Source organism: Conexibacter woesei Iso977N (assembly GCF_000424625.1).
GTDB lineage: Bacteria > Actinomycetota > Thermoleophilia > Solirubrobacterales > Solirubrobacteraceae > Baekduia > Baekduia woesei_A.
Genome location: NZ_AUKG01000002.1, coordinates 1,590,127 through 1,610,193 on the forward strand (window position 1 = coordinate 1,590,127; position 20,067 = coordinate 1,610,193).

The following is a 20,067-nucleotide window of genomic DNA, read 5'->3' on the forward strand; positions in this document are numbered from 1 at the left end:
CGGCGGCCGAACCCAGCACCACAGACCTTCTCGAGTATGCCCTAGCTTTTGGCTGTGTCGAGGTACTGGGATGACGCGTGGAAGAAGGAAACCGTCGTCATGCGGCATCGCCTCGATCCCGATAACTCAGCGAGCCTGGCCGCTGCAGTAGATGAGGCCGTGAAGCAAGGCTACGGAGCTCCCGAAGGGGTCGACTTCGCGATCGGCCACGCATCCGATGGTTTGTTGCGTCTCGCATGTGTCGGGCCGGATTACGACGTGCTAGTCGAGGCGGCCGAACGCAACCGGGCGGCCAGACTGCAACAGGAAATCGGACGTCTCACCTGGTACTTCATTTGCACTCGCCCCCGGATTCGAGCGACGGCGGCTCAGAAGTCTGAAAACGGAGAGCTCACGATCGAGTGGACCGTCGCGACGAAGAGGGAGCCGCTCGTTTGGCGACAGCCGTGCCCAGAGTGGCTTGATCACCTAGAGATCGATCGTGGCGGTCGGCGTCTCGTTGCGGTTCACCGGTCCGGTCAACGACTGGAGAACAGCGCCGCGCTCATGGCACAGCAGTTCTGCGCTCCGAGACCGTACTCCCCGTCTGTCTTCGATCTCAAGGTCGAGTACATCGGGCGGGCCCGTGGTGAAGTCGCACGGACCTGCGCACTCGATCGTCTAGAAACTCACGAGAAGTACCAGCGTGTCCTCGAAGAGGTATCGGATGACGAGATTCCCCGCGACATCTGGATGGTGTTGGCGAGCGGCACCACGATGCATCTACTTACTGGACATAGCAAGTTGAAGGATCCAGAGGAATATCTAAAGCAGGGAGACGATCGAGCGCGCGATCGGCTTACTGAGGCCAATCGCGTTGATCTTGTCGAGGCGTTGTTGATCAACTACTTCAAGCCACGTCTAAACGTGCAGCATGTGAACAGGCTCGGGCTCAATCACAAGGTGTTGCTCAACTGCCGCCGCGCGCGGATCACAGGGGTTGCACTGGCGTATGGCACTCATGGCCTGGGCGTCGCGCTCTACACAGACTCCATTCCGGCGCGCCTGCAACACGGAATGACCGTGAGCCTCGTCTAACAGCTAGGAAGACTGGCACTCGCGACGATACTGGGGCCGAGTGCGCGTGCGGGAGCGGTGACGACGCCATCAGCGCAGATCCGTGCGCCGATGGGCAGGTAGTCGCCTAGCGGATCACCCCCGACGTCCTGGGGCCCGCGTCGCCGTAGGGCTCGTCGCGCGCCGACACCGCCGCGCGGAAGCCGTCGGCCGCCGCCTGCCGCTGGAACGCGTAGCCCTCGGGCGTGTGGCGGGCGATGCCGTCGAAGACGGTCCCGATCAGCTGGGTCGCGGGCAACCCCATGGCCTTGATCTGCTGGTTGACCAAGAGCTTCATCATCTGCAGCTGGTTGAGCGGCGTCCGCGCGATCCGCTCCACCAGCTCCTCGGTCCGCGCGTCCAGCTCGGCGGCGGGCGGGGCATCGATCGCCAGGCCCCACTCGAGCGCCTCGGCGCCGGACAGCGTGTCGCCGGTGAACAGCAGGCGCTTGGCGCGCTGCGGGCCCAGGCGCGCGGTCCACAGCGACGTCGTCGGCGAGCCCCAGACGCGCGCGGGCGGGTAGCCGATCTTCGCGGTGTCCTCGATCACGAGCAGGTCGGAGCAGAGCGCGAGGTCGGTGCCGCCCGCGACGCAGAAGCCGTGGACCTTGCAGACGACCGGCTTCGTGGCCTCGAAGAGCGACATGAAGGCCTTGACGTTGCGCGACATCATCGCGTAATCGACCATCGGGTCCCAGGTCCCGCGCGGGTCGTGGTTGGCGGCCATCACGGCGGGGTCGAGCGGCGAGCCCGCTGGTGGTGCGCCGACCGGCGCGTCCCCCGCGGAGCCGAGCCCCTCCGCGCTGTCGACCAGGTCGTAGCCGCCGCAGAACCCCTTGCCGTTGCCGCTCAGCAGGATCACGTGCACGTCCGGGTCGAGGTCGGCCTGCTCGACCCGCACCGCCAGCTCGTCGATCAGCGCGCGCGTCAGCCCGTTGCCGCGCTCCGGGCGGTCCAGCGTGATCCGGGCGACGCGTCCGTCCACCGCGTAGGTCATCGTTCCCATCCGCGACTTCTACCGCTCCGAGCGGGGTCTTCGCCGGCCTACGTCCGCCCCGTCGCCTAGGCTCGGTCGCCGCATGATGCCCGTGGCCCCGCTGACCGACTCCGGATCCCTGCTCGCGCACCACCCCATCGGCGCGTCCACGGGCTTCCTGGTCGAGGCCCGCGGCGACTGGCCCACGCTCGCCGAGCAGGCGATCGCGCTGTCGGCCTTCACGGCCGAGCTCGCCGCGCTGTCGGAGGACGAGCTGCCGGGCCTGCTGACGTTCCTGCAGACCTCGCCGCAGCTGCCGTTCAACTACCTCTCGGTCCACGGTCCGTCCAAGAACCTCAACATGGCCGAGGCCAAGCTGGTCGACGCGCTCAACCGCCTGCCCGCCTCGGTCGACGCGATCGTCATGCACCCGGACGTCATCGACGACACCGCGACGCTGCGCCGCCTCGGCTCCCGCCTGGTGCTGGAGAACATGGACACGCGCAAGGCGACCGGCCGGACCGCGGAGCAGCTGGCGCCGCTGTTCGAGCAGCTCCCGGACGCCGGGCTGTGCCTCGACGTCGCGCACGCGCGCGACGCCGACCCGACGATGACGCTGGCGCACGACCTGCTCGATCGCTTCGCGGGCCGCCTGCGCCACCTGCACGTCTCCTCGCTGGACGCCGACGGCCACCACGTCCCCTTGACGGAAGACGATCTGGAAGCCTTCCGCCCTGTGCTCGATCGCTGCCGGGACGTGCCGTGGATCCTCGAGGCCCCGCTCCCGACGGCCTGAGCGCGCTGGAGCGCCTCGGCGCCCACAGCGCCGACGGCTTCCCGCACCTGCTCGCCGCCCGCGCGCGGACCGATGCCGCGGTCGCGGACCTGCGGGCGCAGTTCGATGGCGGCGCGCTCGCCGCGGGCGCGACCGCGCGGCTGGACGCCGAGGACACGCGCGCCGACGTCTCGGTCGTGCTGTTCGGCTCCTGGGGCCGGCGCGAGCTGACCGAGCACTCCGACGACGACTGGCTGCTGCTGGTCGAGCGCGAGGGCGAGGCCGAGGCCGAGCTGGCCGCGGTCCGGGAGGTGCTCGGCGGCAACGAGCGCGCGCCCGGGACCCAGGGCACGTTCGGCGTCGCATCGTCGGCCGAAGACCTCGTCAGGAACGTCGGCCTGGGCGACGACACCAACACCAACCTGACCCGGCGCATGTTGTTGTTGTTGGAGTCGGTCCCGGTCCACGGCGACGACATCTACCGGCGCGTGTGGCTGGCGGTGCTCGACGTCTACCTCGCCGAGCTGCGCCACGACCGCCGCCCGCCGCGGTTCTTCCTCAACGACCTGATCCGCTACTGGCGCACGATCGCCGTCGACTTCGCGGGCAAGCACCGCGACGACGAGACCAAGTGGGGCCTGCGCAACGCGAAGCTGCGCACGTCGCGCAAGCTGCTGTTCGCGGGCGGGCTGCTGCCCGCGCTGCGCTGCACGGCGCTGGGGCGCACCGAGGTCCGCTCGTTCCTGTGCGAGCAGCTCGCGCTGCCGGCGACCGATCGCGTCGCCGACGCGTTCCTGGCCGCGGGCCAGCTCGACGCCGGCGTGCGCTGCCTCGGCGCCTACGACCGCTGGATCGGCCTGGTCTCCGACACCGAGGCGCGCGCCGAGCTGGCGGGGCTGCGGCGGGTCGACTCGTCGCAGTCGGTCACGTTCCGCGAGGTCCGGCGGCTGGGGACCGAGCTGCAGAACGGTTTGAACGCCCTGCTGTTCGAGACCGGGCTCGCGCCGGCCGTGCGCGAGTACGCGATCTTCTAGCGCCGGCTCGCGGGCTGACCGACCACCCTTGACTTCGAGCGCGCTCGAAGGCGTAGCGTGGATCGCATGACCACGCAGCAGCAACCTCTCCCCTCCGGCTTCGGCGCCAACACGACCGCGGCCGAAGTCTTGGCCGGCGTCGACCTGACCGGTAAGACGGCGATCGTGACCGGCGGCTACTCGGGCATCGGCACCGAGGAGGTGCGCGCGCTGGCGGGCGCGGGCGCGACCGTCGTCGTCCCCGCGCGGCGCCCGGACGCCGCGCGCGAGAACCTCGCCGCCGCCGGTCTCGGCGACGTCGAGGTCGCGACGCTCGACCTCGCCGACCTCGACTCCGTGCGCGCATTCGCCGAGGAGTTCCTGGCCTCCGGCCGCGCGCTGGACATCCTCATCAACAACGCGGGCGTGATGGCGGCGCCCGAGACGCGCGTCGGGCCGGGCTGGGAGTCGCAGTTCGCGACCAACCACCTCGGGCACTTCGCGCTGACCAACCGCCTCTGGCCGGCGCTGGCCGCCGCGCCGGACGGGGCCCGCGTCGTCGCGCTCTCCTCGCGCGGCCACAAGCGCTCGCCGGTCCGCTTCGACGACCTCGACTTCACCCGCGACCCCTATGAGAAGTGGGCGGCCTACGGGCAGGCCAAGACCGCCAACGTGCTCTTCGCCGTGCAGCTCGACCGGCTCGGCCAGGACGCGGGCGTGCGTGCGTTCGCCGTCCACCCGGGCGGGATCATCACCGAGCTGATCCGCCACCTGGACCAGGCCGACCTCGAGCGCCTCGGCGTCGTCGTCGACGAGGACGGCACCCCGACCGCGCCCTCGCGGTTCAAGTCGCCCGAGGCCGGCGCGTCGGGCGCCGTCTGGGCCGCGACGTCGCCGCAGCTGGACGGCATGGGCGGCGTCTACATCGAGGACACCGACATCGCCTCGCGCACCGAGGACCTCCCGGAGGACCAGCAGGAGACCCACGGCGTCAACGCGTACGCGCTCGACCCCGACAACGCCGCCAAGCTGTGGGAAGTCAGCGCGGCGCTGACGGGCGTGGACGCGTTCGCGGCCGCGGCCTAGGCGCAGGCGGACGGTACGATCGGGCGCACCATGAGTGCGCCCGATCGCTTGTACTTCACCGAGGACGACGAGGCCAACGCGCTGATCGCCAACGACCCGATGGCGCTGCTCGTCGGGTTCGCGCTCGACCAGCAGGTCACGGTCCAGAAGGCGTTCATGGGGCCCTTGGTCATCCAGGAGCGGCTCGGGTCGCTGGACGCCGCGGCGCTCGCCGACGCCGACCTCGACGCGCTGTTCCGCGTCAGGCCCGCCGTGCACCGCTTCCCGGGCGCGATGGCCCAGCGCGTGCACGACCTCGCGGTCCACATCCGCGACGAGTACGACGGCGACGCCGCGCGGGTCTGGACCGACGCGACGACCAGCGCGGAGCTGCGCGCGAACCTGGAGGGCCTGCCGGGCTTCGGCGAGATGAAGGTCAAGTCGATGGGGTCGGTCTTGTTCCATCACTACAGGCTGGAGATCGCGCGCGAGCTCGTGCCGTGGCACCCGACGCTCGGCTCGGTCGCGTCGCCCGAGGGGCTGGCCGACTACCAGGCCAAGAAGAAGATCCACAAGGCCGAGTGGTCGAAGCCGCAGCCCGCCTGATGCGCGTCGCGACCCACCCCGGGAACTTCCACGCCGACGACGTCTTCGCGGTCGCCGCGCTGCGCCTCGCGCACGGCGACGACGCGATCGAGGTCGTCCGCACGCGCGACGCCGACGTGCAGGCCGCCGCCGACGTCCGGGTCGACGTCGGCGGCGCCGACGACGCCGCGACCGGCGACTTCGACCACCATCAGAAGGGCGGCGCGGGCGAGCGCGCCAACGGCATCCGCTATGCCTCGTTCGGCCTGGTGTGGCGACATATAGGCGTTGACGTGGCGGGCTCCGAGGAGGCCGCGGCGTCGGTCGACGAGCGCCTCGTCCAGGGCGTGGACGCCAACGACACCGGCCAGACCATCATGGAGTCCTTGGTCGAGGGCGTGCGGCCGATGACGGTCTCCGGCGTCGTCGCGGCGCGCAACCCGGCGTGGGACGAGGAGATCGGCAGCGACGAGGAGGACGCGCGCTTCCTGGAGGCCGTCGCGCTCGCGCAGGGCATCCTGGCGCGCGAGGTCGCGGGCGCCGCCGCGTTCCAGCGGGCACGTGAGCTGGTCCGGGCGGCGATCGGCCGCGCCGAGGACGGGCGCGTGATCGAGCTGGACCGCAACATGCCGTGGCGCGAGACCGTGATCGCGGGCGCGCCGGACGCGCTGTACGTCATCTACCCCAAGAGCGACGGCTGGGGCATGCAGGCCGTGCCGGTCGCCGCGGGGTCGTTCGACAACCGCCGCGACCTGCCCGCCGCGTGGGCGGGCCTGAGCGGCGGCGAGCTGGCGGCGGCGACCGGTGTGGACGACGCGATCTTCGCCCACGCCGGGCGCTTCTACGCCTCGGCGGGCTCGCGCGAGGGGATCATCGCGCTCGTGCGGCAGGCGCTGGAGTCCCGGCCCGAGTAGCTGCCGCGTCGCCGCGCGCGAACCGCCCGGCGCGATGGTCCTCCTGGCCGAGGACCTCGCCGGGCGCGCGCTCCCGGACCAGCGCGAGCAGCACGATCGCGCAGAAGATCAGCCCGGCGTCGAGGAAGATCGCGGCGTTCGGCACGGCGGCGTCGCGATCTGAGCACTTGAAGTCAGATGCTTTGGAGGATCGCTTGCTCCTTCTCGGGCGCGATCCCGTGCGGCGGGATGTCGGCGCGCTGGGGCGGCGCGTCGCCGAGCGCGCTGAGCCAGGCCCAGGTGTCGGCGACGGTCTCCTCGGCGGGCCGCGTGGTCAGCCCGGCGGCGTGCGCCTGCTCCACGTTGGCGCCGTGCAGCGCGGCGTACTCGTGGTCGGGCGGGAGCCAGATCGGGAGCTCGGTCCAGGCTTCCACATCATGTTGGGCCAAGATGGTGGGGTCGATCCAGCGCAGCGTGGCGCGGGTGCCGGTGACCTCGCGCGCCGCTTCGAGCAGCGACCGCATCGTCGCGTGGCCCCGGCGGCTGACCGAGTTGTAGGTGCCGCTCGACGCGTCGATGGCGAACGCCGCGAGGTCGCGAGCGTCGATCAGCTGCAGCGGGAGGTCGGCCGGCCCGGGCGCGAGCGTGTCGCCGCCGCGGGCGAGGCGCAGCAGCCACCACGGCAGCCGGCCGACGTCCTCGTGCGGGCCGAGGATCAGGCCCGGCCGCAGGAGCGTGGCGCGGTCGCCGAAGGCCGCGAGCACCGCGACCTCTCCCCCGCGCTTGACGTTGGCGTAGTCCTCGCCCTCGGGCGCGACCGTCGGCGTGTGCTCGTCGGCGCCCATCACCGGAGGTGGCGCGTAGACCGAGCACGACGAGATGTACACGTACCTGCCCGCGCGCTCGGCAAGCGACGCCGCGGAAGCCTGCACCGCCCGCGGATCCTGCGCCCACGTGTCGACGACCAGATCCCACTCGCCGGCGAGCTCCGGCCAGTCGAGCCGGTCGCCGTGCAGCGCGGTCGCGTCCGGATGCGCCCAGCCACGCCCGCGGTTGAACGTCGTCACGTCGTACCCCCGCGCGACACCCTCCTCCACGACCGCCCGCCCGACGAACGCCGACCCACCCAGCACCAAGAGCCTCATGCCGCCGAGCCTATCGCAAGCGCAACCCTCTGGTTGCGTTACTGCACGTCGTCGGCGGCGACCAGCTGGGCGTAGTTGCCGTCGAGGGCGGCCATGAAGGACGCGTGGACGGTGGTGCCGTCGACCTTCGTGCCGTTGAACTCCAGGTTGGGCGCGGCGCAGGCGTCGTGGACGACGGTCACGGTGAAGCCGAGGTCGGCGGCGGCGCGGACGGTCGCATCGACGCACATCGACGACATCATGCCGGCGACGACCAGCTCGTCGATCCCGTCGCCGCGCAGGCGCTCCTCGAGCCCCGTGCCGAGGAAGGAGTTCGGCAGCTCCTTCTGCACGACCGGCTCGCCCTCGGCGGGCGCGACCTTGCCGTGGATCCCGATGCCCGGCGTGCCCGGCTGGAAGAACGCCGCGTCCTCGGCATCCCATACATGTTGGACGTGGACGATCGGCTCGTCGCCGGCCCGGAACCTCGCCAGCACGCGCGAGGCCGCCGCGGCGGCGTCCTCGGGCCCGACGAGCGGGAAGCGCCCGCCGGGGAAGTAGTCGTTCTGGATGTCGATGATCAGCAGCGCGCGGGCCATGGGCTAGTTGACCGTCCGGCGGAACAGCAGGCCGCACGCCACCGCGATGATCAGGGCGATGATGAACAGGCCGTAGCCGATGACGCCCGCGATGCCGAGCACGAGGCCGACGACCGAGACGACCGCGGCGCCGCCGCCGACCTGGACCAGTCGGAGTGCGCGGGTCTCGCGCTGGCGGCGTGAAGGGAGGTTGCTCATGTGCTCAGGATGCCACGCCGCGCGGCGCTTCGAGCAAGGCCACCATCTCGACGTGCCCGCGCTCGCGGGCGTGGTCGAGCGCCGTGCGGCCCTCGGGGTCGGCGATCGAGCGATCGGCACCGCCCTTCAGCAGCAGCCGCACGATCTCGACGTGGGCGGCGCCGCCGTCGCCGAGCATCACGGCCTCCAACAGCGCGGTCCACCCAAGGTCATTGACATGGTCGACGTCGATCTCGGTCCGGTCGAGCAGCTCCCTGACCAGCGCGACGTGGCCGCGCTCGGCGGCCGGGATGATCGCGATCCCGCCGTACTTGTTGCGGATCCTGAGGTCCGGGTTGCCGCGCAGGACCGCCCGCAGCACCTCGACGTCGCCGGTCACGCCGCACGACAGCACCGCGTTGTAGCGCTCGTCGTCCTGGGCGTTGATGTCGGCGCCCGCGGCGATCAGCTCGGTCACGACCTCGGCGTGGCCCGAGAACGCGGCGATCGTCACCGCGGTGCGGTTGCGGTGGTCGCACACGCCGACGTCGGCGCCCGCCTGGATCAGCGCGACGACGCCGTGGACGTCCCCGCGCTCCGCGGCGGCCAGCAGCTGCGCGGCGTGCGTCTCGTTCCCGTCGGACATGTGCGGCATGCTCCCACGTCCGTGCAGCCCGCGATCCCCCACGTCCCGCTCTGGATCGACCTCGCCGCGGTCGCCGTCGGCGGGATGCAGGGCGGCGCGTTCCCGACGACCGCGCGCGACGACCGCAACGACTTCGACCTGCTCGCGGTGGCGGTCTTCGCGCTCGTCGTCGGCCTCGGCGGCGGCATCGTGCGCGACGTCCTGCTCGGCCAGGTCCCGGCCGCGCTGCGCGACGACACCTACCTCGGCGTCGCGCTCGCCGCGGGGCTGGTCGGGATGCTCGCCGGCGAGCTGATCCCGCGCCTGGGCTGGGCGTGGGACGCGCTGGACGCCGCGGTCGTCGGCCTGTTCGTGGTCGTCGGCGCGCTCAAGACCCAGAACACGCACCTCTCCGACGGGGCGACGATCCTGCTCGGCGCGATCACCGGCGTCGGCGGGTCGGTCATCCGCGACGTCCTCGCCCAGCAACCCGTGCACCTCGTGCAGCGCTCGACGCCCTACGGGCTGGTGGCGATCCTCGGCGCGGTCGCGTTCGTGCTGCTGGAGCGGGCCGGCGCGGGCGACACGGTGTCCTCGCTGGCGTGCCTGGTGGTGGTCTTCGCCGTCCGGATGATCGCCCTGCACCGCGGCTGGCAGTCGTCGGCGCCGGTGATCGGGCGCTTCAGGCCGCCGAGCCCAAGAAGGTGAGGACGGCCAGCACGCGGCGGTGGTCGTCGTCGGTCGCGGCGAGGTCGAGCTTGCCGAAGATGTTGGTGACGTGCTTCTCGACCGCGCCGGGCGTGACGACGAGCTGGCGCGCGATCGCGGCGTTGGTCCGGCCCTCGGCCATCAGCTCCAGCACCTCGCGCTCGCGCGGCGTCAGCGACCCGAGCGCGTCGCCCGCGCCGACGCCGGTGCGGCGCTTGACCAGCTCGGAGACGACCTCGCGGTCCAGCGCGGTGCCGCCCGCGGCGACGCGGTTGACCGCGTCCATGAACGTCCTGACCTCGCTGACGCGCTCCTTGAGCAGGTAGCCGATGCCGCCCTGGCCGCCGGACTCGAGCAGCTCGGCGGTGTAGACCGGCTCGACGTACTGCGAGAGCACGAGGATCCCGAGCTCCGGATGGCGCCTGCGGGCCTCGATCGCGGCGCGCAGGCCCTCGTCGGTGAACGTCGGGGGAAGGCGGACATCCACGAGCGCGAGGTCGGGCTTGTGGCCGGCGACGATCCGCAGCAGGCCCTCGGCGTCCTCGGCCTGGGCGACGACCTCGACGTCGTGCTCGCGCAGCAGCGCGACGATGCCCTCGCGCAGCAGCGCGAGGTCCTCGACGATCACCGCCCGCACGGGAACTCCGCGTGGATCGTCGTGCCCGAGCCCTTGACGCTCGTCACGGTCAGCGTGCCGTCGAGCGCCTCGACGCGGTGGCGCAGGCCGGTCAGGCCGCTGCCGGCCTCGATCGCGCCGCCCGGGCCCTCGTCGGAGACGTCGATCATCAGCCAGCCGTCGAGCTCGGCGAGCTGGACGTGCGCGGCCGCGCCCTCGGCGTGCTTGGCGACGTTCGTCAGCGACTCGGCGACGACGAAGTAGGCGGCGGTCTCGACGACCGGCAGCGGGCGCTCGGACAGCAGCGCGGCGTCGACGGTCACCGGCGTGACCGCGCGGCGCCCGAGCGCCTCGACCGCCGCGGTCAGCCCGCGGTCGGCCAGGACCGGCGGCGCGATCCCGCGCGCGAGGTCGCGCAGCTCGCCGATCGCGGCGGTCGCCTCCCCGCGGGCGCGGGCGACCAGCTCGGCCTCCTCGGGATGGCCGGCGAGGCGCTCCTCGGCGCGGCCGAGCAGCAGCGACAGCCCGACCAGGCGCGCCTGCGCGCCGTCGTGGAGGTCGCGCTCGATCCGGCGCAGCTCGGCGGCCTGGACGTCGAGCGCGCCCTGGCGCGTCCGGGTCAGCTCGCCGACGCGCTCGGCCAGCTGCGCCTCGCGGCGGCTGCCGGGCAGGCGCTCGGCGTAGATCACGAGCGCGTGGACGGCGACGATGACGCCGAGGATCAGCAGCGGCCACAGCGGCCAGAAGGCGTGGACGTCGTTGGTCGTGAAGCCCCAGACGATCAGCAGCACGCCGCCGACGAGGCTCGTGACCATCATGTGCAGCGCGAGGCCGTGGCGCGCGGACGCCGGAGCGCTGAGGCCGAAGCGGATGATCGCGTGGACGCCGACGGTGATCCCGACGCCGAGCCACACCCACGCCGGCCAGTAGTAGCCGCCGCCGGTGATCGCCCAGACGATCGTCGCGACGAGGCCCGCGAGGCCCGACAGCGCGACGTGCAGCGGCAGCGCGCTGGCCTGCGGCGGGGCCGGTGCGAGCGGCGGCAGGTCGTCGCGGCGCCGGTCGTGGCCCGGCTCGTCGAGCCGCGGCAGGGTGAGGGCGGGTGTTGGGTCGGCCTCGGCCACGGTGTGGCATCGATCATCGCAGGAGGAGCGGGTGAACGGCGCTGGGGAAACCCCGAGTCCGGCGGGATGGACAACCCGCGCATCGTGCGTTGCGCCGAAAGCGCTGAGCGCGCCCCGGTACCGTCGGGCGGGCATGCCGCGCCCCTGGCCGACGACCGAGCCCACCGCCGCGCACCGCGCGGCCTACGCCGACGCGAAGGTGGCGTCGTTCTGGCTGGACGACCTCCCGCCGCGCGACCCGCACCCGCCGCTGGCCGGGACCACCGACGCGGATCTCGTGATCGTCGGCGGCGGCTTCACCGGGCTGTGGGCGGCGCTGCACGCCAAGCGCGACGCGCCGGAGCGCGACGTCGTCGTCCTGGAGGCCGACGTGGTCGGCGGCGGCGCGTCGGGGCGCAACGGCGGGTTCATGGTGGCCTCGCTCACGCACGGGCTCTGGAACGGGCTCGCGCGCTTCGAGGACGAGATGCGGACGCTGGAGCGGCTGGCGTTCGAGAACTTCGAGGGGATCCAGCGCGATCTCGAGGCGTACAACATCGACGCCGAGTTCGAGCTGACCGGCGAGCTGGGCGTGATGCTCGAGCCGCACGAGGCCGAGGGCGCCGAGGAGGAGGCCGCGCTGCTGCGCGACTACGGCCACGATGTTGTGGTCCTCGATCGCGACGCGATGCGCGCCGAGGTCGCCTCCCCCACCTACCTCGGCGGCGTCTGGGACCGCAACGGCGGCGGGCTGGTGCATCCGGCCAAGCTGGCCGACGGGCTGCGCGCCGCCGCTGTGCGCGCGGGCGTCCGGATCTTCGAGCACGAGCCGGCGACGGCGCTGAGCGCCGACAGGGGCGCGGTGACGATCTCCACGCCGGGCGGCGCGGTCCGGGCCGCGCGGGTCCTGCTGGCGACGAGCGCGTACCCGTCGTTGTTGTCGCGGTTGAGCCACTACGTCGTGCCGGTCTACGACTACGTGTTGATGACCGAGCCGCTGAGCGCCGCGCAGAAGGCGGCGATCGGGTGGAACGGGCGCCAGGGCATCGGCGACGGCGGCAACCAGTTCCACTACTACCGCCTGACCGCCGACGACCGGATCCTGTGGGGCGGCTACGACGCCGTCTACCGCAGGGGCGGGCCGGTCGGCGCGCAGTACGACGACCACGACCCGACGTTCGCGGCGTTGTCGCAGCACTTCTTCACGACGTTCCCGCAGCTGGAGGGCCTGGGGTTCACGCATCGCTGGGGCGGCGCGATCGACACGTGCTCGCGGTTCAGCGTGTTCTTCGGCACCGCGCACGGCGGGCGCGTCGCGTACGCGACCGGCTACACCGGGCTCGGCGTGGCGGCGACGCGCTTCGGCGCCCAGGTCGGGCTCGACCTGCTCGACGGGCACGAGACCGAGGCCACCAGGTTGAAGTACGTGCGCTCCAGGCCGGTGCCGTTCCCGCCCGAGCCGCTGCGCTCCGGCGTGATCGCGCTGACCCAGCGCGAGCTGGCGCGCGCCGATCGCCGCGAGGGCGCGCGCGGGCCGTGGCTCAGGACGCTGGACCGTCTCGGGCTGGGCTTCGACTCGTAGCAGCTCCAAGTCGTCTGGCCCCCAATATGTGGGGGTCAGACGACTTGCATCTAGATCGACTCGCGGAGGACCTGCGCGGTGTGGTCGTCGGCGGGGAAGAACGCCTCGATCGACAGCTCGGAGACCGTGATGTCCAGCGGCGTCCCGAAGGTCGTGATCGTCGACATGAAGGAGAGCTCGCCGGACGGGTGGTGCAGGCGCAGCGGGACGACGATCGCGCCGGGCGCCGGGATGCCCTCGTCCTCCTCGCCGCCGGGGTAGGCCTCCAGCTCGGCCAGGAGCGCGCGCAGCTGGGCGTCCTGGGTGGCGTTGACCTCGCGGCGCAGGCGCGCGAGGAGGTGGCCGCGCCACTCGGCGAGGTTGGCGATCTGCGGCGCCATGCCCTCCGGGTGCAGGGTCAGGCGCAGCGCGTTGATCGGCGGCTCCAGGAGGTGCGCGGCGCAGCCGGCGGTCATCAGCGGGATGCCGGCGTTGCCGTCGACCAGCTCCCAGCGGCGGTCGACCGCGATCGCCGGGTACGGCTCGTGGGCGGCGAGCAGGCGTCGGACCGCGTCGCGGACCTGGCCGAGGCCGGCGTCCTCGAACGACGACTCGGCGTACGCGGGCGCGTAGCCGGCGGCGAGCAGCAGCTCGTTGCGCTCGCGCAGCGGGACGTCGAGGTGCTCGGCCAGCCGGACGACCATCTCCCGGCTCGGCTTGGACCGCCCGGTCTCGACGAAGCTCAGATGCCGCGTCGAGACCGCGGCCTCGAGCGCCAGCTCCATCTGGCTGAGTCGGCGCTGGTCACGCCAGCGCCGCAGCAACGGCCCGACACCGGCCGGCGAGTTCAGGACAGCAGAAGCGCTCATCCCTGGAACCGTACGACGCCCCGCGCCGCGCAGCCATGACCTCAGAGGTAACGGCTAGTGGTTCCGCAGCGCGTCGACCAGCTCGTCCTTGTTCATGTCCGAGCGACCGTCGATGTCGAGCTCCTTCGCGCGGTCCTGGAGGTCGTCGACCGTCCAGTCCTCGTAGGAGCCGGACTGGCCGCCCTTCTTGGAGACGTCGGTGCCGGCCGCCTTGGCGTTGGCGATGCGGGCCGCCTTCTCCTTGCTGGCGCCGTCGTCGCGCAGGGCCTCGTAGGTCTTGTCGTCCTTCACGGACGGGCCGGGGGTCTTGGATCCGGGCATGTCCGAGGACTTCCCGGAACCGCCCGACCGCTATGCGTGCGCTTTGGCGGCCGCAACCGCGAGCCTGTCGGCGCGGTCGTTGAGGACCTTGTGGGCGTGCTGGGTGCCGGTCTCGTGGCCCTTGACCCAGTGCCAGCGGACCTCGGCGTGGCGGGCGATCTCCTCGTCGAGGGCGACGACCAGGTCCTGGTTCTTGACCGGCTGGCCGGACGCGGTCTTCCAGCCCTTCTTCTTCCAGCCGTGGATCCACTTGGTCATCGAGTCGAGCAGCAGCGTCGAGTCGGTGACGATGCACACGGTCGAGCCGGGCTCCAGCGAGCGCATGCCCTCCAGCGCCGCCGTGTACTCCATGCGGTTGTTGGTGGTGTGGCCCTCGCCGCCGGACAGCTCGACCGGCTCGGCGCCGTCGGGCCCGCAGACGATCGCCGCCCAGCCGCCCGGGCCCGGGTTGCCGCTGCAGGCGCCGTCGGTCCAGACCAGCGCCTCGCCCGGGCGGGCCTCGACGGGCGTCTCGGGGGCGCGGGGCGCCCTGGGTCGGCGGCGGCGGTACGGCGGTGCTGAGGAAGGCATGACGGCGGCGGATGCTAGGTGGGCGGGCGGACGGTTCGTGGGGTCAGACCGGGTTGGCCGGCTCGAGCAGCACCCAGGCCACCCAGCCCGCCCCGCAGAGCACCGCCAGGACGAGCCCGAGGGGCGTCCAGCGGCGCCAGTCCGTGCGCGTCGAGGCGATCAGCGCGGCGAATGCGAAGGCCAGCGAGCCGACGCCCAGCAGCCACTGCGCCTGCCACTGCCAGGACTCCTGGTAGCCCGTCCACGGGTGGCCGGCCTCGTGCGGCAGGATGCCGTCGCCGTCGTGGCAGTTCAGCCCGCAGTCATCGCTCTCGTGCCCGACCGCGAGCAACATGATGAAGAACGTGACGAACGTGACGCCCGCCGCCAGGCCGGTCCCCTCGACCAGCCTCCGGCGCCGCGGGACCTCGTCGTAGAAGTCGCGGTTGCGCCAGCCGCCGGGCCGGGAGAGACGCTCGCGCTCGTGCTCCTGATGCACGCAGGCAAGCATAGACTGCACCGATGAGCGAGTCAGACCAGCAGCCCCGCCGGGGCACGCCGACCCAGCCGTGGACGGTCGTCAACGCGATCGCGCAGCCGTGGCGTGCCGCGCCCGGCTGGGGCCGGTTCGTGAAGTTCGAGGATCCCGACGGGCCGCGCTGGTCGCAGTACGGCTTCAACATCCAGGTCCTCGAGCCCGGCGACATCAGCACGATGTACCACGGCGAGGGTGCCCAGGAGGACTTCGTGGTCCTGGCCGGATCGTGCCTGGCGATCGTCGAGGGCGAGGAGGTCCGGCTGGAGGCGTGGGACGTCCTGCACTGCCCGGAGTGGACGCGCCACGGCTTCAAGAACGACACCGACGGGCCCTGCGCGATCCTGATGATCGGTGGGCGCCAGAACGGGGAGGAGTACGAGGTCGAGTACCCGTACGACGCGACGGCGGTCAGGCGCGGCGCGGGGGTCGAGGCCTACACGACCGAGGGCGACGTCGCTTACGCGGGAACGCCCGACTACGAGGTCGAGGCCTACAGGAGCGGGACACTGCCCGGAGCGTGACGCGCTGCGTCACGCCCCGGGTGTCCGCAAAACGAGCTGGGGCTCTTAGGCCGCCGAGACGTTGACGGCGTTCGGGCCCTTGGGGCCGGACTCCGCCTCGTACGAGACCTTCGCGCCCTCGGCGAGGGTGCGGAAGCCGTCGGAGTTGATCGCGCTGTGGTGGACGAAGAGGTCCTTGCCCCCGTCGTCCGGCGTGATGAAGCCGAAGCCCTTCTCGTCGCTGAACCACTTCACGGTTCCAGTAGCCATTGCTGTACCTCCACTGCTTTGGTGCTCTGATGACGCGCGGTGGATGCTGAGCAACGACTGCGGACACACGGGCACTGCTGATGCCGAAGGTCTCTCCCCCGGCCTGTACAACGCGAAGGCTAGCACCATCTGGACGATCGGTCGGAACGTCTGTTCACGGCCATGTGTGTCTGAACCCGACCCCACCCCGGCCGCTAGGCTGTGTCCTCCCGGCGGGCCGCCCACTCGACCGGGGCCCTTCCCTCGTGGTGGGCCCAACCAGTGGCAACGCGCCGCTCCTCGGAGTGGCGGTCATGTCCACGGTGGTCGGGAGTGTGACGCCGCCCAGGCAAACACACTCGTCCTGGGATGTATGAAAAAAGTGGTGGCCCTTGACCGGGGCGGAGGCGTCCGGACCCACGTTGGTCCGGGCGCCGTCATCCGCCCCGCGCCCGCGCCGCCGCCACTGCGCTCGTCGCTAGGCCGCGACGTCCTTCAGCGCCTCGATCTCCCGCACCGTCGACAGGTGCTCCAGCGCGCGCCGCTCCAGCGTCCGGACCTCGGTCTGGCGCAGCCCCAGCCGGCGCCCGATCTCCTGGACGCCGACCGGCTCGCGCGCGGCGTCCAGCCCGTAGCGCATGACCACGACGGTCCGCTCGCGCTCGGGCAGCGACGCCAGCGCGTGCTGGACCGCCGCCTCGCGCAGCGAGACGACGACCTCCTCCTCCGGCGCGGGCGCGTCGGAGGGCAGCAGGTCCCCGAACGCCGCCTCGCCGGACTCGCCGACCGGCCGGTCCAGCGACGTCACGGTCCGCGCCATGTCGCGCAGCTTCTCGATGTCGGCGAGGTCGATCTCGGCGCGCGCGGCGATCTCGGCGTCGGTCGGCGCGCGCCCCAGCTCGGCCGACAGCTCCCTGGCCGCCCGCGCCGCCTTGCGCTCGCGCTGCAGCACGTTGGTCGGGATCCGGATCGTGCGCTCCTTGTTCTCCATCCCGCGCTGGATCGCCTGGCGGATCCAGTAGGTCGCGTAGGTGGAGAACTTGAACCCGCGCCGCCAGTCGAACTTCTCGGCCGCGCGGATCAGGCCGAAGATGCCCTCCTGGATCAGGTCGAGCAGCGTCATCCCGTCGGTCGGGTAGCGCTTGGCGATCGACACGACGAGCGCGAGGTTGGAGGTGATCATCCGCTCCTTGGCGGCCTCGTCGCCGTTCTCGATCCGCTTGGCCAGCTCGATCTCCTCGGCCGCGGTCAGCAGCGGGTGGCGCCGGACCTCGCGCAGGAACAGCGACAGCGCGTCGGTCGTGCTCGTCGCCAGGTCGCCGACGAGGTAGTTCGTCGGCGCGACCCTGTCGTGGCCGCAGTCGTCGGTGATGTCGAGCCCGCGGAGCCGGGCCTCCTCCTCGATCTGCCCCTGGGCCTCGTCGTCGAGCTCGAGCCTTGCCACCAGCCCGGCGATGTCGTGCAGGCAGAGCGAGCCCTGCTCTTCGGCAGCGTCGAGCATGGCGCCGACGGCGGAACGTTGCGTCTGGTCCAGGTCCACAACGAGTGAATACCCGCAGCGCCTCGTAGGATGCGCTCGGTGTCCCGTCCCGCCATCGAGGTCACCGGTCTGGAGCGTGAGTTCGGCGGCGGCTTCCGCGCCGTCGACGGCATCGACCTGCATGTCGCGCCCGGGGAGGTGTACGGGTTCCTGGGCCCCAACGGCGCCGGGAAGACCACGACGGTCCGAATGCTGGTGACGCTGCTGAAGCCGACCGGCGGCCGCGCGCTGATCGCCGGCCACGACGTCGCGACCGAGCCCGCCGCGGTCCGGCGCAGGATCGGCGTCGCGCTGCAGGAGGCCGCGCTGGACCTGCTGATGACCGGCACCGAGATGATGGAGCTGCAGGCGACGCTGCACGGGATCCCGCGCAAGCGCGTCGCCGCGCGCGCCGCCGACCTGATCGAGCGCGTCGGCCTGACCGCCGCGGCCGAGCGCCGCGTCGGGACCTACTCCGGCGGCATGCGCCGCCGCCTGGACCTCGCGATGGCGCTGATCCACGCGCCCGAGGTGCTGTTCCTCGACGAGCCGACGACCGGCCTGGACCCGACCTCGCGCGCCACGCTGTGGGACGAGGTCCGGCGCCTGCGCGACGAGGGCACCGCGGTCTTCCTGACCACGCAGTACCTCGAGGAGGCCGACCAGCTCGCCGACCGCGTCGGGATCATCGACCACGGCAGGATCGTCGCCGAGGGCACGCCCGCCTCGCTGAAGGCCGAGATCGGCCTGCCGCACCTGGACATCGTGCTGGTCGGGACGGTCGTGGACGTCGCGCGCGCCGAGCGGGCGATCGCGCCGTTCGGCACGCTGCGCGCCGCGACGCCGGGCGTCCACGTGTCGCTGTCCGTGCGCGACGGTGCCGCGGCGATCGCGCCGGTCGTCCGGGCGCTGGACGAGGCGGGCCTGGCGGTCGAGGGCATCGAGCTCGTCCGCCCCAGCCTCGACGACGTGTTCGCCGAGAAGACCGGGCACCGCCTGGAGGGCGACGCCGCGGCGGCCGCGGCGGTCCCCGAGGTGGCGGCTTGAGCCTGAGCGCGGTGGCCGCGCCGTCGCTGGCGCTGGCCCGCCGCTCGCTGCGCAACGCGCTGCGCCGGCCGCAGTTCCTGGCGCCGCTGGTGCTGATGCCGACGCTGTTCCTGGCGATCAACACCGGCGGGCTGACGCGCTCGACCGACCTCCCGGGCTTCCCCGACGTCGGCTTCTTCGACTTCCAGCTGGCCGGCGCGATCACGCAGTCGCTGCTGCTCGGCGGCGTCATGCAGGGGATCGCGACGGCGCTGGAGATCGAGAGCGGGTTCTTCGACCGGCTCGTCGCCTCGCCGATCCCGCGCGTGGCGATCGTCCTCGGCCGCGTGCTGGCGGGCGCGGTGATCGCCGCGGCGCAGGTCGTGTGGTTCCTGGTGCTGGGGCTGGTCTTCGGCGCGTCGATCCAGGGCGGCGTGCCCGGCGCGTTGTTGGTGGTCTTGATCGGCGCGCTGACCGGGATGGGCTGCGCGGGCCTGGGCGTGCTGATCGCCTTCCGGGCCAAGAACGCCTCGACGGTCCAGGGGATCTTCCCGCTGGTGTTCGTCGTCGTCTTCATCAGCAGCGCCTTCTTCCCGCGCGCGCTGCTGTCGCACCCGGCCGACTGGTTCGCGGACTACAACCCGCTCAGCTACGTCGCCGACGGGATGCGCGACCCGATCATCTCCGGCATCAGCGCGCGGCCCGTGCTCGAGGGCCTGGCCACCGGCGCGGCGCTGGGCGCGGTCTTCGCGGCGCTGGCCGTGCTGGCGCTGCGCGGGAAGCTGGCGAAGGGATGATCGCGTCGCTCGCGGTCATCCGCGCGCTGGTCAGGCGCGCGCTGAACGAGATCACGCGCGTGCCCGGCGCCGCGGTGCCCGGCGTGCTGGCGCCGTCGATCTTCCTGGTCGGGCTGAGCGGCGTGTTCGGCGAGGCCGCGCGGCTGCCGGGCTTCGACGCCACGGACTTCCGGACGTTCATCGTTCCTGTAGGTCTTCTCCAGGGCGCGGCGTTCACGGGCGCGGCGACCGGCGTGAACCTCGCGCGCGACATCGAGCGCGGGTGGTTCGACCGGCTGCTGGTCTGCCCCGCGCCGCGGGCGACGATCCTGACGGGCGTCGTGGCCAGCGCGGCGCTGCGCGCGCTGCTGCCCGCGACGTTCCTGCTGATCGTGGCGTTCTCGCTCGGCGTCGGGTTCCCGGGCGTGGGCGCGCTGGCGCTGGACGCGGTGCTCGTGATGGGCCTGGCGACGGCGATCGCGCTCTACTCGGTCCTGGTCGCGCTGAAGTTCAGGACCCAGCAGGCGGCGCCGCTGATGCAGTCGGTCGGCTTCATCCTCGTGCTGTTCACGACCGCCTACGCGCCGATGGCGCTGCTGGCCGGGTGGATGCGCGCGATCGCGACGGTCAACCCGGTCACGCAGGTGCTCGAGGGCGTCCGGCAGGGCTTCGTCGCGCACGTCACGTGGGCCGACACGTGGCCGGCGCTGCTGGCGATCGCCGGGCTCGTGGTCGCCTTCGCGGCGCTCGCGCTGCGGTCGCTCGCGCGCGTGGGCACCTAGTTGCCATATCCCGGTCTGCAACG

26 protein-coding genes are annotated in these 20,067 nt (G+C 72.4%); 13 read left to right on the forward strand and 13 right to left on the reverse strand.

The window, feature by feature from the left end; genetic code table 11:
- Positions 1–54 precede the first annotated feature (54 nt).
- Entirely contained in the window at positions 55–1,077 is a 1,023-nt protein-coding gene (locus tag H030_RS39260; RefSeq protein ID WP_196809205.1) for a hypothetical protein, read from the forward strand.
- Positions 1,078–1,183: 106 nt separating this feature from the next.
- Here the strand turns inward: H030_RS39260 and H030_RS0120005 are convergent, their stop codons facing one another.
- Complete coding sequence (locus H030_RS0120005; RefSeq protein WP_027007412.1) at positions 1,184–2,101, reverse strand: crotonase/enoyl-CoA hydratase family protein; 918 nt, start codon at positions 2,099–2,101, stop codon at positions 1,184–1,186.
- 73 nt (positions 2,102–2,174) lie between these two features.
- On the opposite strand from H030_RS0120005, the gene H030_RS33800 reads away from it, so the two are divergent.
- The 6 genes from H030_RS33800 to H030_RS40505 all read left to right on the forward strand — a co-directional run bounded on the left by H030_RS33800 (position 2,175) and on the right by H030_RS40505 (position 6,586).
- Positions 2,175–2,867 carry a TIM barrel protein gene (locus tag H030_RS33800; protein ID WP_051223209.1) on the forward strand — a complete coding sequence of 231 codons (693 nt, stop codon included), beginning with the start codon at positions 2,175–2,177 and terminating at the stop codon, positions 2,865–2,867.
- Positions 2,834–3,880 carry a hypothetical protein gene (locus H030_RS0120015; protein WP_027007413.1) on the forward strand — a complete coding sequence of 349 codons (1,047 nt, stop codon included), beginning with the start codon at positions 2,834–2,836 and terminating at the stop codon, positions 3,878–3,880. Before H030_RS33800 ends, H030_RS0120015 begins: the two co-directional genes overlap by 34 nt.
- Before the next feature lie 66 nt (positions 3,881–3,946).
- Complete coding sequence (locus H030_RS0120020; protein ID WP_027007414.1) at positions 3,947–4,945, forward strand: SDR family NAD(P)-dependent oxidoreductase; 999 nt, start codon at positions 3,947–3,949, stop codon at positions 4,943–4,945.
- 30 nt (positions 4,946–4,975) lie between these two features.
- The gene (locus tag H030_RS0120025) at positions 4,976–5,530 is read left to right on the forward strand and encodes an HhH-GPD-type base excision DNA repair protein (RefSeq protein ID WP_027007415.1); all 555 of its coding nucleotides are present in this window, start codon (positions 4,976–4,978) and stop codon (positions 5,528–5,530) included.
- Positions 5,530–6,423 (forward strand): MYG1 family protein, encoded by an 894-nt coding sequence (locus tag H030_RS0120030; RefSeq protein WP_027007416.1) that lies wholly within the window; start codon positions 5,530–5,532, stop codon positions 6,421–6,423. The genes H030_RS0120025 and H030_RS0120030 overlap by 1 nt, the downstream gene beginning before the upstream one ends.
- Before the next feature lie 34 nt (positions 6,424–6,457).
- Entirely contained in the window at positions 6,458–6,586 is a 129-nt protein-coding gene (locus H030_RS40505; RefSeq protein WP_269208538.1) for a hypothetical protein, read from the forward strand.
- 10 nt (positions 6,587–6,596) lie between these two features.
- Here H030_RS40505 and H030_RS0120040 read toward each other — a convergent pair whose 3' ends face one another.
- The 4 genes from H030_RS0120040 to H030_RS0120055 are packed head-to-tail and all read right to left on the reverse strand — an operon-like array spanning position 6,597 to position 8,948.
- Positions 6,597–7,547 carry an NAD-dependent epimerase/dehydratase family protein gene (locus tag H030_RS0120040; protein WP_027007417.1) on the reverse strand — a complete coding sequence of 317 codons (951 nt, stop codon included), beginning with the start codon at positions 7,545–7,547 and terminating at the stop codon, positions 6,597–6,599.
- 38 nt (positions 7,548–7,585) lie between these two features.
- Entirely contained in the window at positions 7,586–8,125 is a 540-nt protein-coding gene (locus H030_RS0120045) for a cysteine hydrolase family protein (protein ID WP_027007418.1), read from the reverse strand.
- Positions 8,126–8,128: 3 nt separating this feature from the next.
- Positions 8,129–8,323, reverse strand: coding sequence for a hypothetical protein (locus H030_RS0120050; RefSeq protein ID WP_027007419.1), 195 nt, complete (start codon positions 8,321–8,323; stop codon positions 8,129–8,131).
- Between the two features lie 4 nt (positions 8,324–8,327).
- Positions 8,328–8,948, reverse strand: coding sequence for an ankyrin repeat domain-containing protein (locus H030_RS0120055; RefSeq protein WP_027007420.1), 621 nt, complete (start codon positions 8,946–8,948; stop codon positions 8,328–8,330).
- Positions 8,949–8,969: 21 nt separating this feature from the next.
- On the opposite strand from H030_RS0120055, the gene H030_RS33805 reads away from it, so the two are divergent.
- Entirely contained in the window at positions 8,970–9,635 is a 666-nt protein-coding gene (locus H030_RS33805; RefSeq protein WP_051223211.1) for a trimeric intracellular cation channel family protein, read from the forward strand.
- Here H030_RS33805 and H030_RS0120065 read toward each other — a convergent pair.
- Together H030_RS0120065 and H030_RS33810 are read right to left on the reverse strand one after the other, a co-directional pair.
- On the reverse strand, positions 9,610–10,272 hold the full coding sequence (locus H030_RS0120065; RefSeq protein WP_027007421.1) for a LuxR C-terminal-related transcriptional regulator: 663 nt from the start codon (positions 10,270–10,272) through the stop codon (positions 9,610–9,612). The genes H030_RS33805 and H030_RS0120065 overlap by 26 nt on opposite strands.
- Positions 10,260–11,375, reverse strand: coding sequence for a sensor histidine kinase (locus tag H030_RS33810; RefSeq protein WP_231398486.1), 1,116 nt, complete (start codon positions 11,373–11,375; stop codon positions 10,260–10,262). The genes H030_RS0120065 and H030_RS33810 overlap by 13 nt, the downstream gene beginning before the upstream one ends.
- 133 nt (positions 11,376–11,508) lie before the next feature.
- On the opposite strand from H030_RS33810, the gene H030_RS0120075 reads away from it, so the two are divergent.
- Positions 11,509–12,936 carry an NAD(P)/FAD-dependent oxidoreductase gene (locus H030_RS0120075; protein WP_051223213.1) on the forward strand — a complete coding sequence of 476 codons (1,428 nt, stop codon included), beginning with the start codon at positions 11,509–11,511 and terminating at the stop codon, positions 12,934–12,936.
- 50 nt (positions 12,937–12,986) lie between these two features.
- Here the strand turns inward: H030_RS0120075 and H030_RS0120080 are convergent, their stop codons facing one another.
- The 4 genes from H030_RS0120080 to H030_RS0120095 are packed head-to-tail and all read right to left on the reverse strand — an operon-like array spanning position 12,987 to position 15,153.
- Positions 12,987–13,784 carry a helix-turn-helix domain-containing protein gene (locus tag H030_RS0120080; RefSeq protein ID WP_027007423.1) on the reverse strand — a complete coding sequence of 266 codons (798 nt, stop codon included), beginning with the start codon at positions 13,782–13,784 and terminating at the stop codon, positions 12,987–12,989.
- A 54-nt stretch (positions 13,785–13,838) separates the two neighbouring features.
- A complete protein-coding gene (locus tag H030_RS0120085) occupies positions 13,839–14,105 on the reverse strand; it encodes a DUF7218 family protein (protein WP_027007424.1) in 267 nt (88 codons plus the stop codon).
- Between the two features lie 30 nt (positions 14,106–14,135).
- Complete coding sequence (locus H030_RS0120090; RefSeq protein WP_027007425.1) at positions 14,136–14,675, reverse strand: ribonuclease H family protein; 540 nt, start codon at positions 14,673–14,675, stop codon at positions 14,136–14,138.
- Positions 14,676–14,718: 43 nt separating this feature from the next.
- Positions 14,719–15,153, reverse strand: coding sequence for a hypothetical protein (locus tag H030_RS0120095; protein WP_155892167.1), 435 nt, complete (start codon positions 15,151–15,153; stop codon positions 14,719–14,721).
- Between the two features lie 23 nt (positions 15,154–15,176).
- On the opposite strand from H030_RS0120095, the gene H030_RS0120100 reads away from it, so the two are divergent.
- Positions 15,177–15,713: a cupin domain-containing protein gene (locus H030_RS0120100; RefSeq protein ID WP_027007427.1), complete on the forward strand. Its 537-nt coding sequence runs from the start codon at positions 15,177–15,179 to the stop codon at positions 15,711–15,713.
- Between the two features lie 45 nt (positions 15,714–15,758).
- Here the strand turns inward: H030_RS0120100 and H030_RS0120105 are convergent, their stop codons facing one another.
- Together H030_RS0120105 and H030_RS33815 are read right to left on the reverse strand one after the other, a co-directional pair.
- The gene (locus tag H030_RS0120105) at positions 15,759–15,962 is read right to left on the reverse strand and encodes a cold-shock protein (RefSeq protein ID WP_027007428.1); all 204 of its coding nucleotides are present in this window, start codon (positions 15,960–15,962) and stop codon (positions 15,759–15,761) included.
- 457 nt (positions 15,963–16,419) lie between these two features.
- The gene (locus H030_RS33815; protein WP_081691030.1) at positions 16,420–17,442 is read right to left on the reverse strand and encodes a sigma-70 family RNA polymerase sigma factor; all 1,023 of its coding nucleotides are present in this window, start codon (positions 17,440–17,442) and stop codon (positions 16,420–16,422) included.
- A gap of 69 nt (positions 17,443–17,511) precedes the next feature.
- Here H030_RS33815 and H030_RS33820 point away from each other — a divergent pair, with 69 nt between their 5' ends.
- Genes H030_RS33820 through H030_RS0120125 form a run of 3 tightly spaced genes read left to right on the forward strand, consistent with a single transcriptional unit; the run spans position 17,512 to position 20,044 of the window.
- Positions 17,512–18,507, forward strand: coding sequence for an ATP-binding cassette domain-containing protein (locus H030_RS33820; protein WP_051223216.1), 996 nt, complete (start codon positions 17,512–17,514; stop codon positions 18,505–18,507).
- The gene (locus H030_RS0120120) at positions 18,504–19,283 is read left to right on the forward strand and encodes an ABC transporter permease (protein ID WP_081690967.1); all 780 of its coding nucleotides are present in this window, start codon (positions 18,504–18,506) and stop codon (positions 19,281–19,283) included. The genes H030_RS33820 and H030_RS0120120 overlap by 4 nt, the downstream gene beginning before the upstream one ends.
- Positions 19,280–20,044 (forward strand): ABC transporter permease, encoded by a 765-nt coding sequence (locus H030_RS0120125; RefSeq protein ID WP_027007430.1) that lies wholly within the window; start codon positions 19,280–19,282, stop codon positions 20,042–20,044. Before H030_RS0120120 ends, H030_RS0120125 begins: the two co-directional genes overlap by 4 nt.
- The last annotated feature ends 23 nt before the right edge of the window (positions 20,045–20,067 follow it).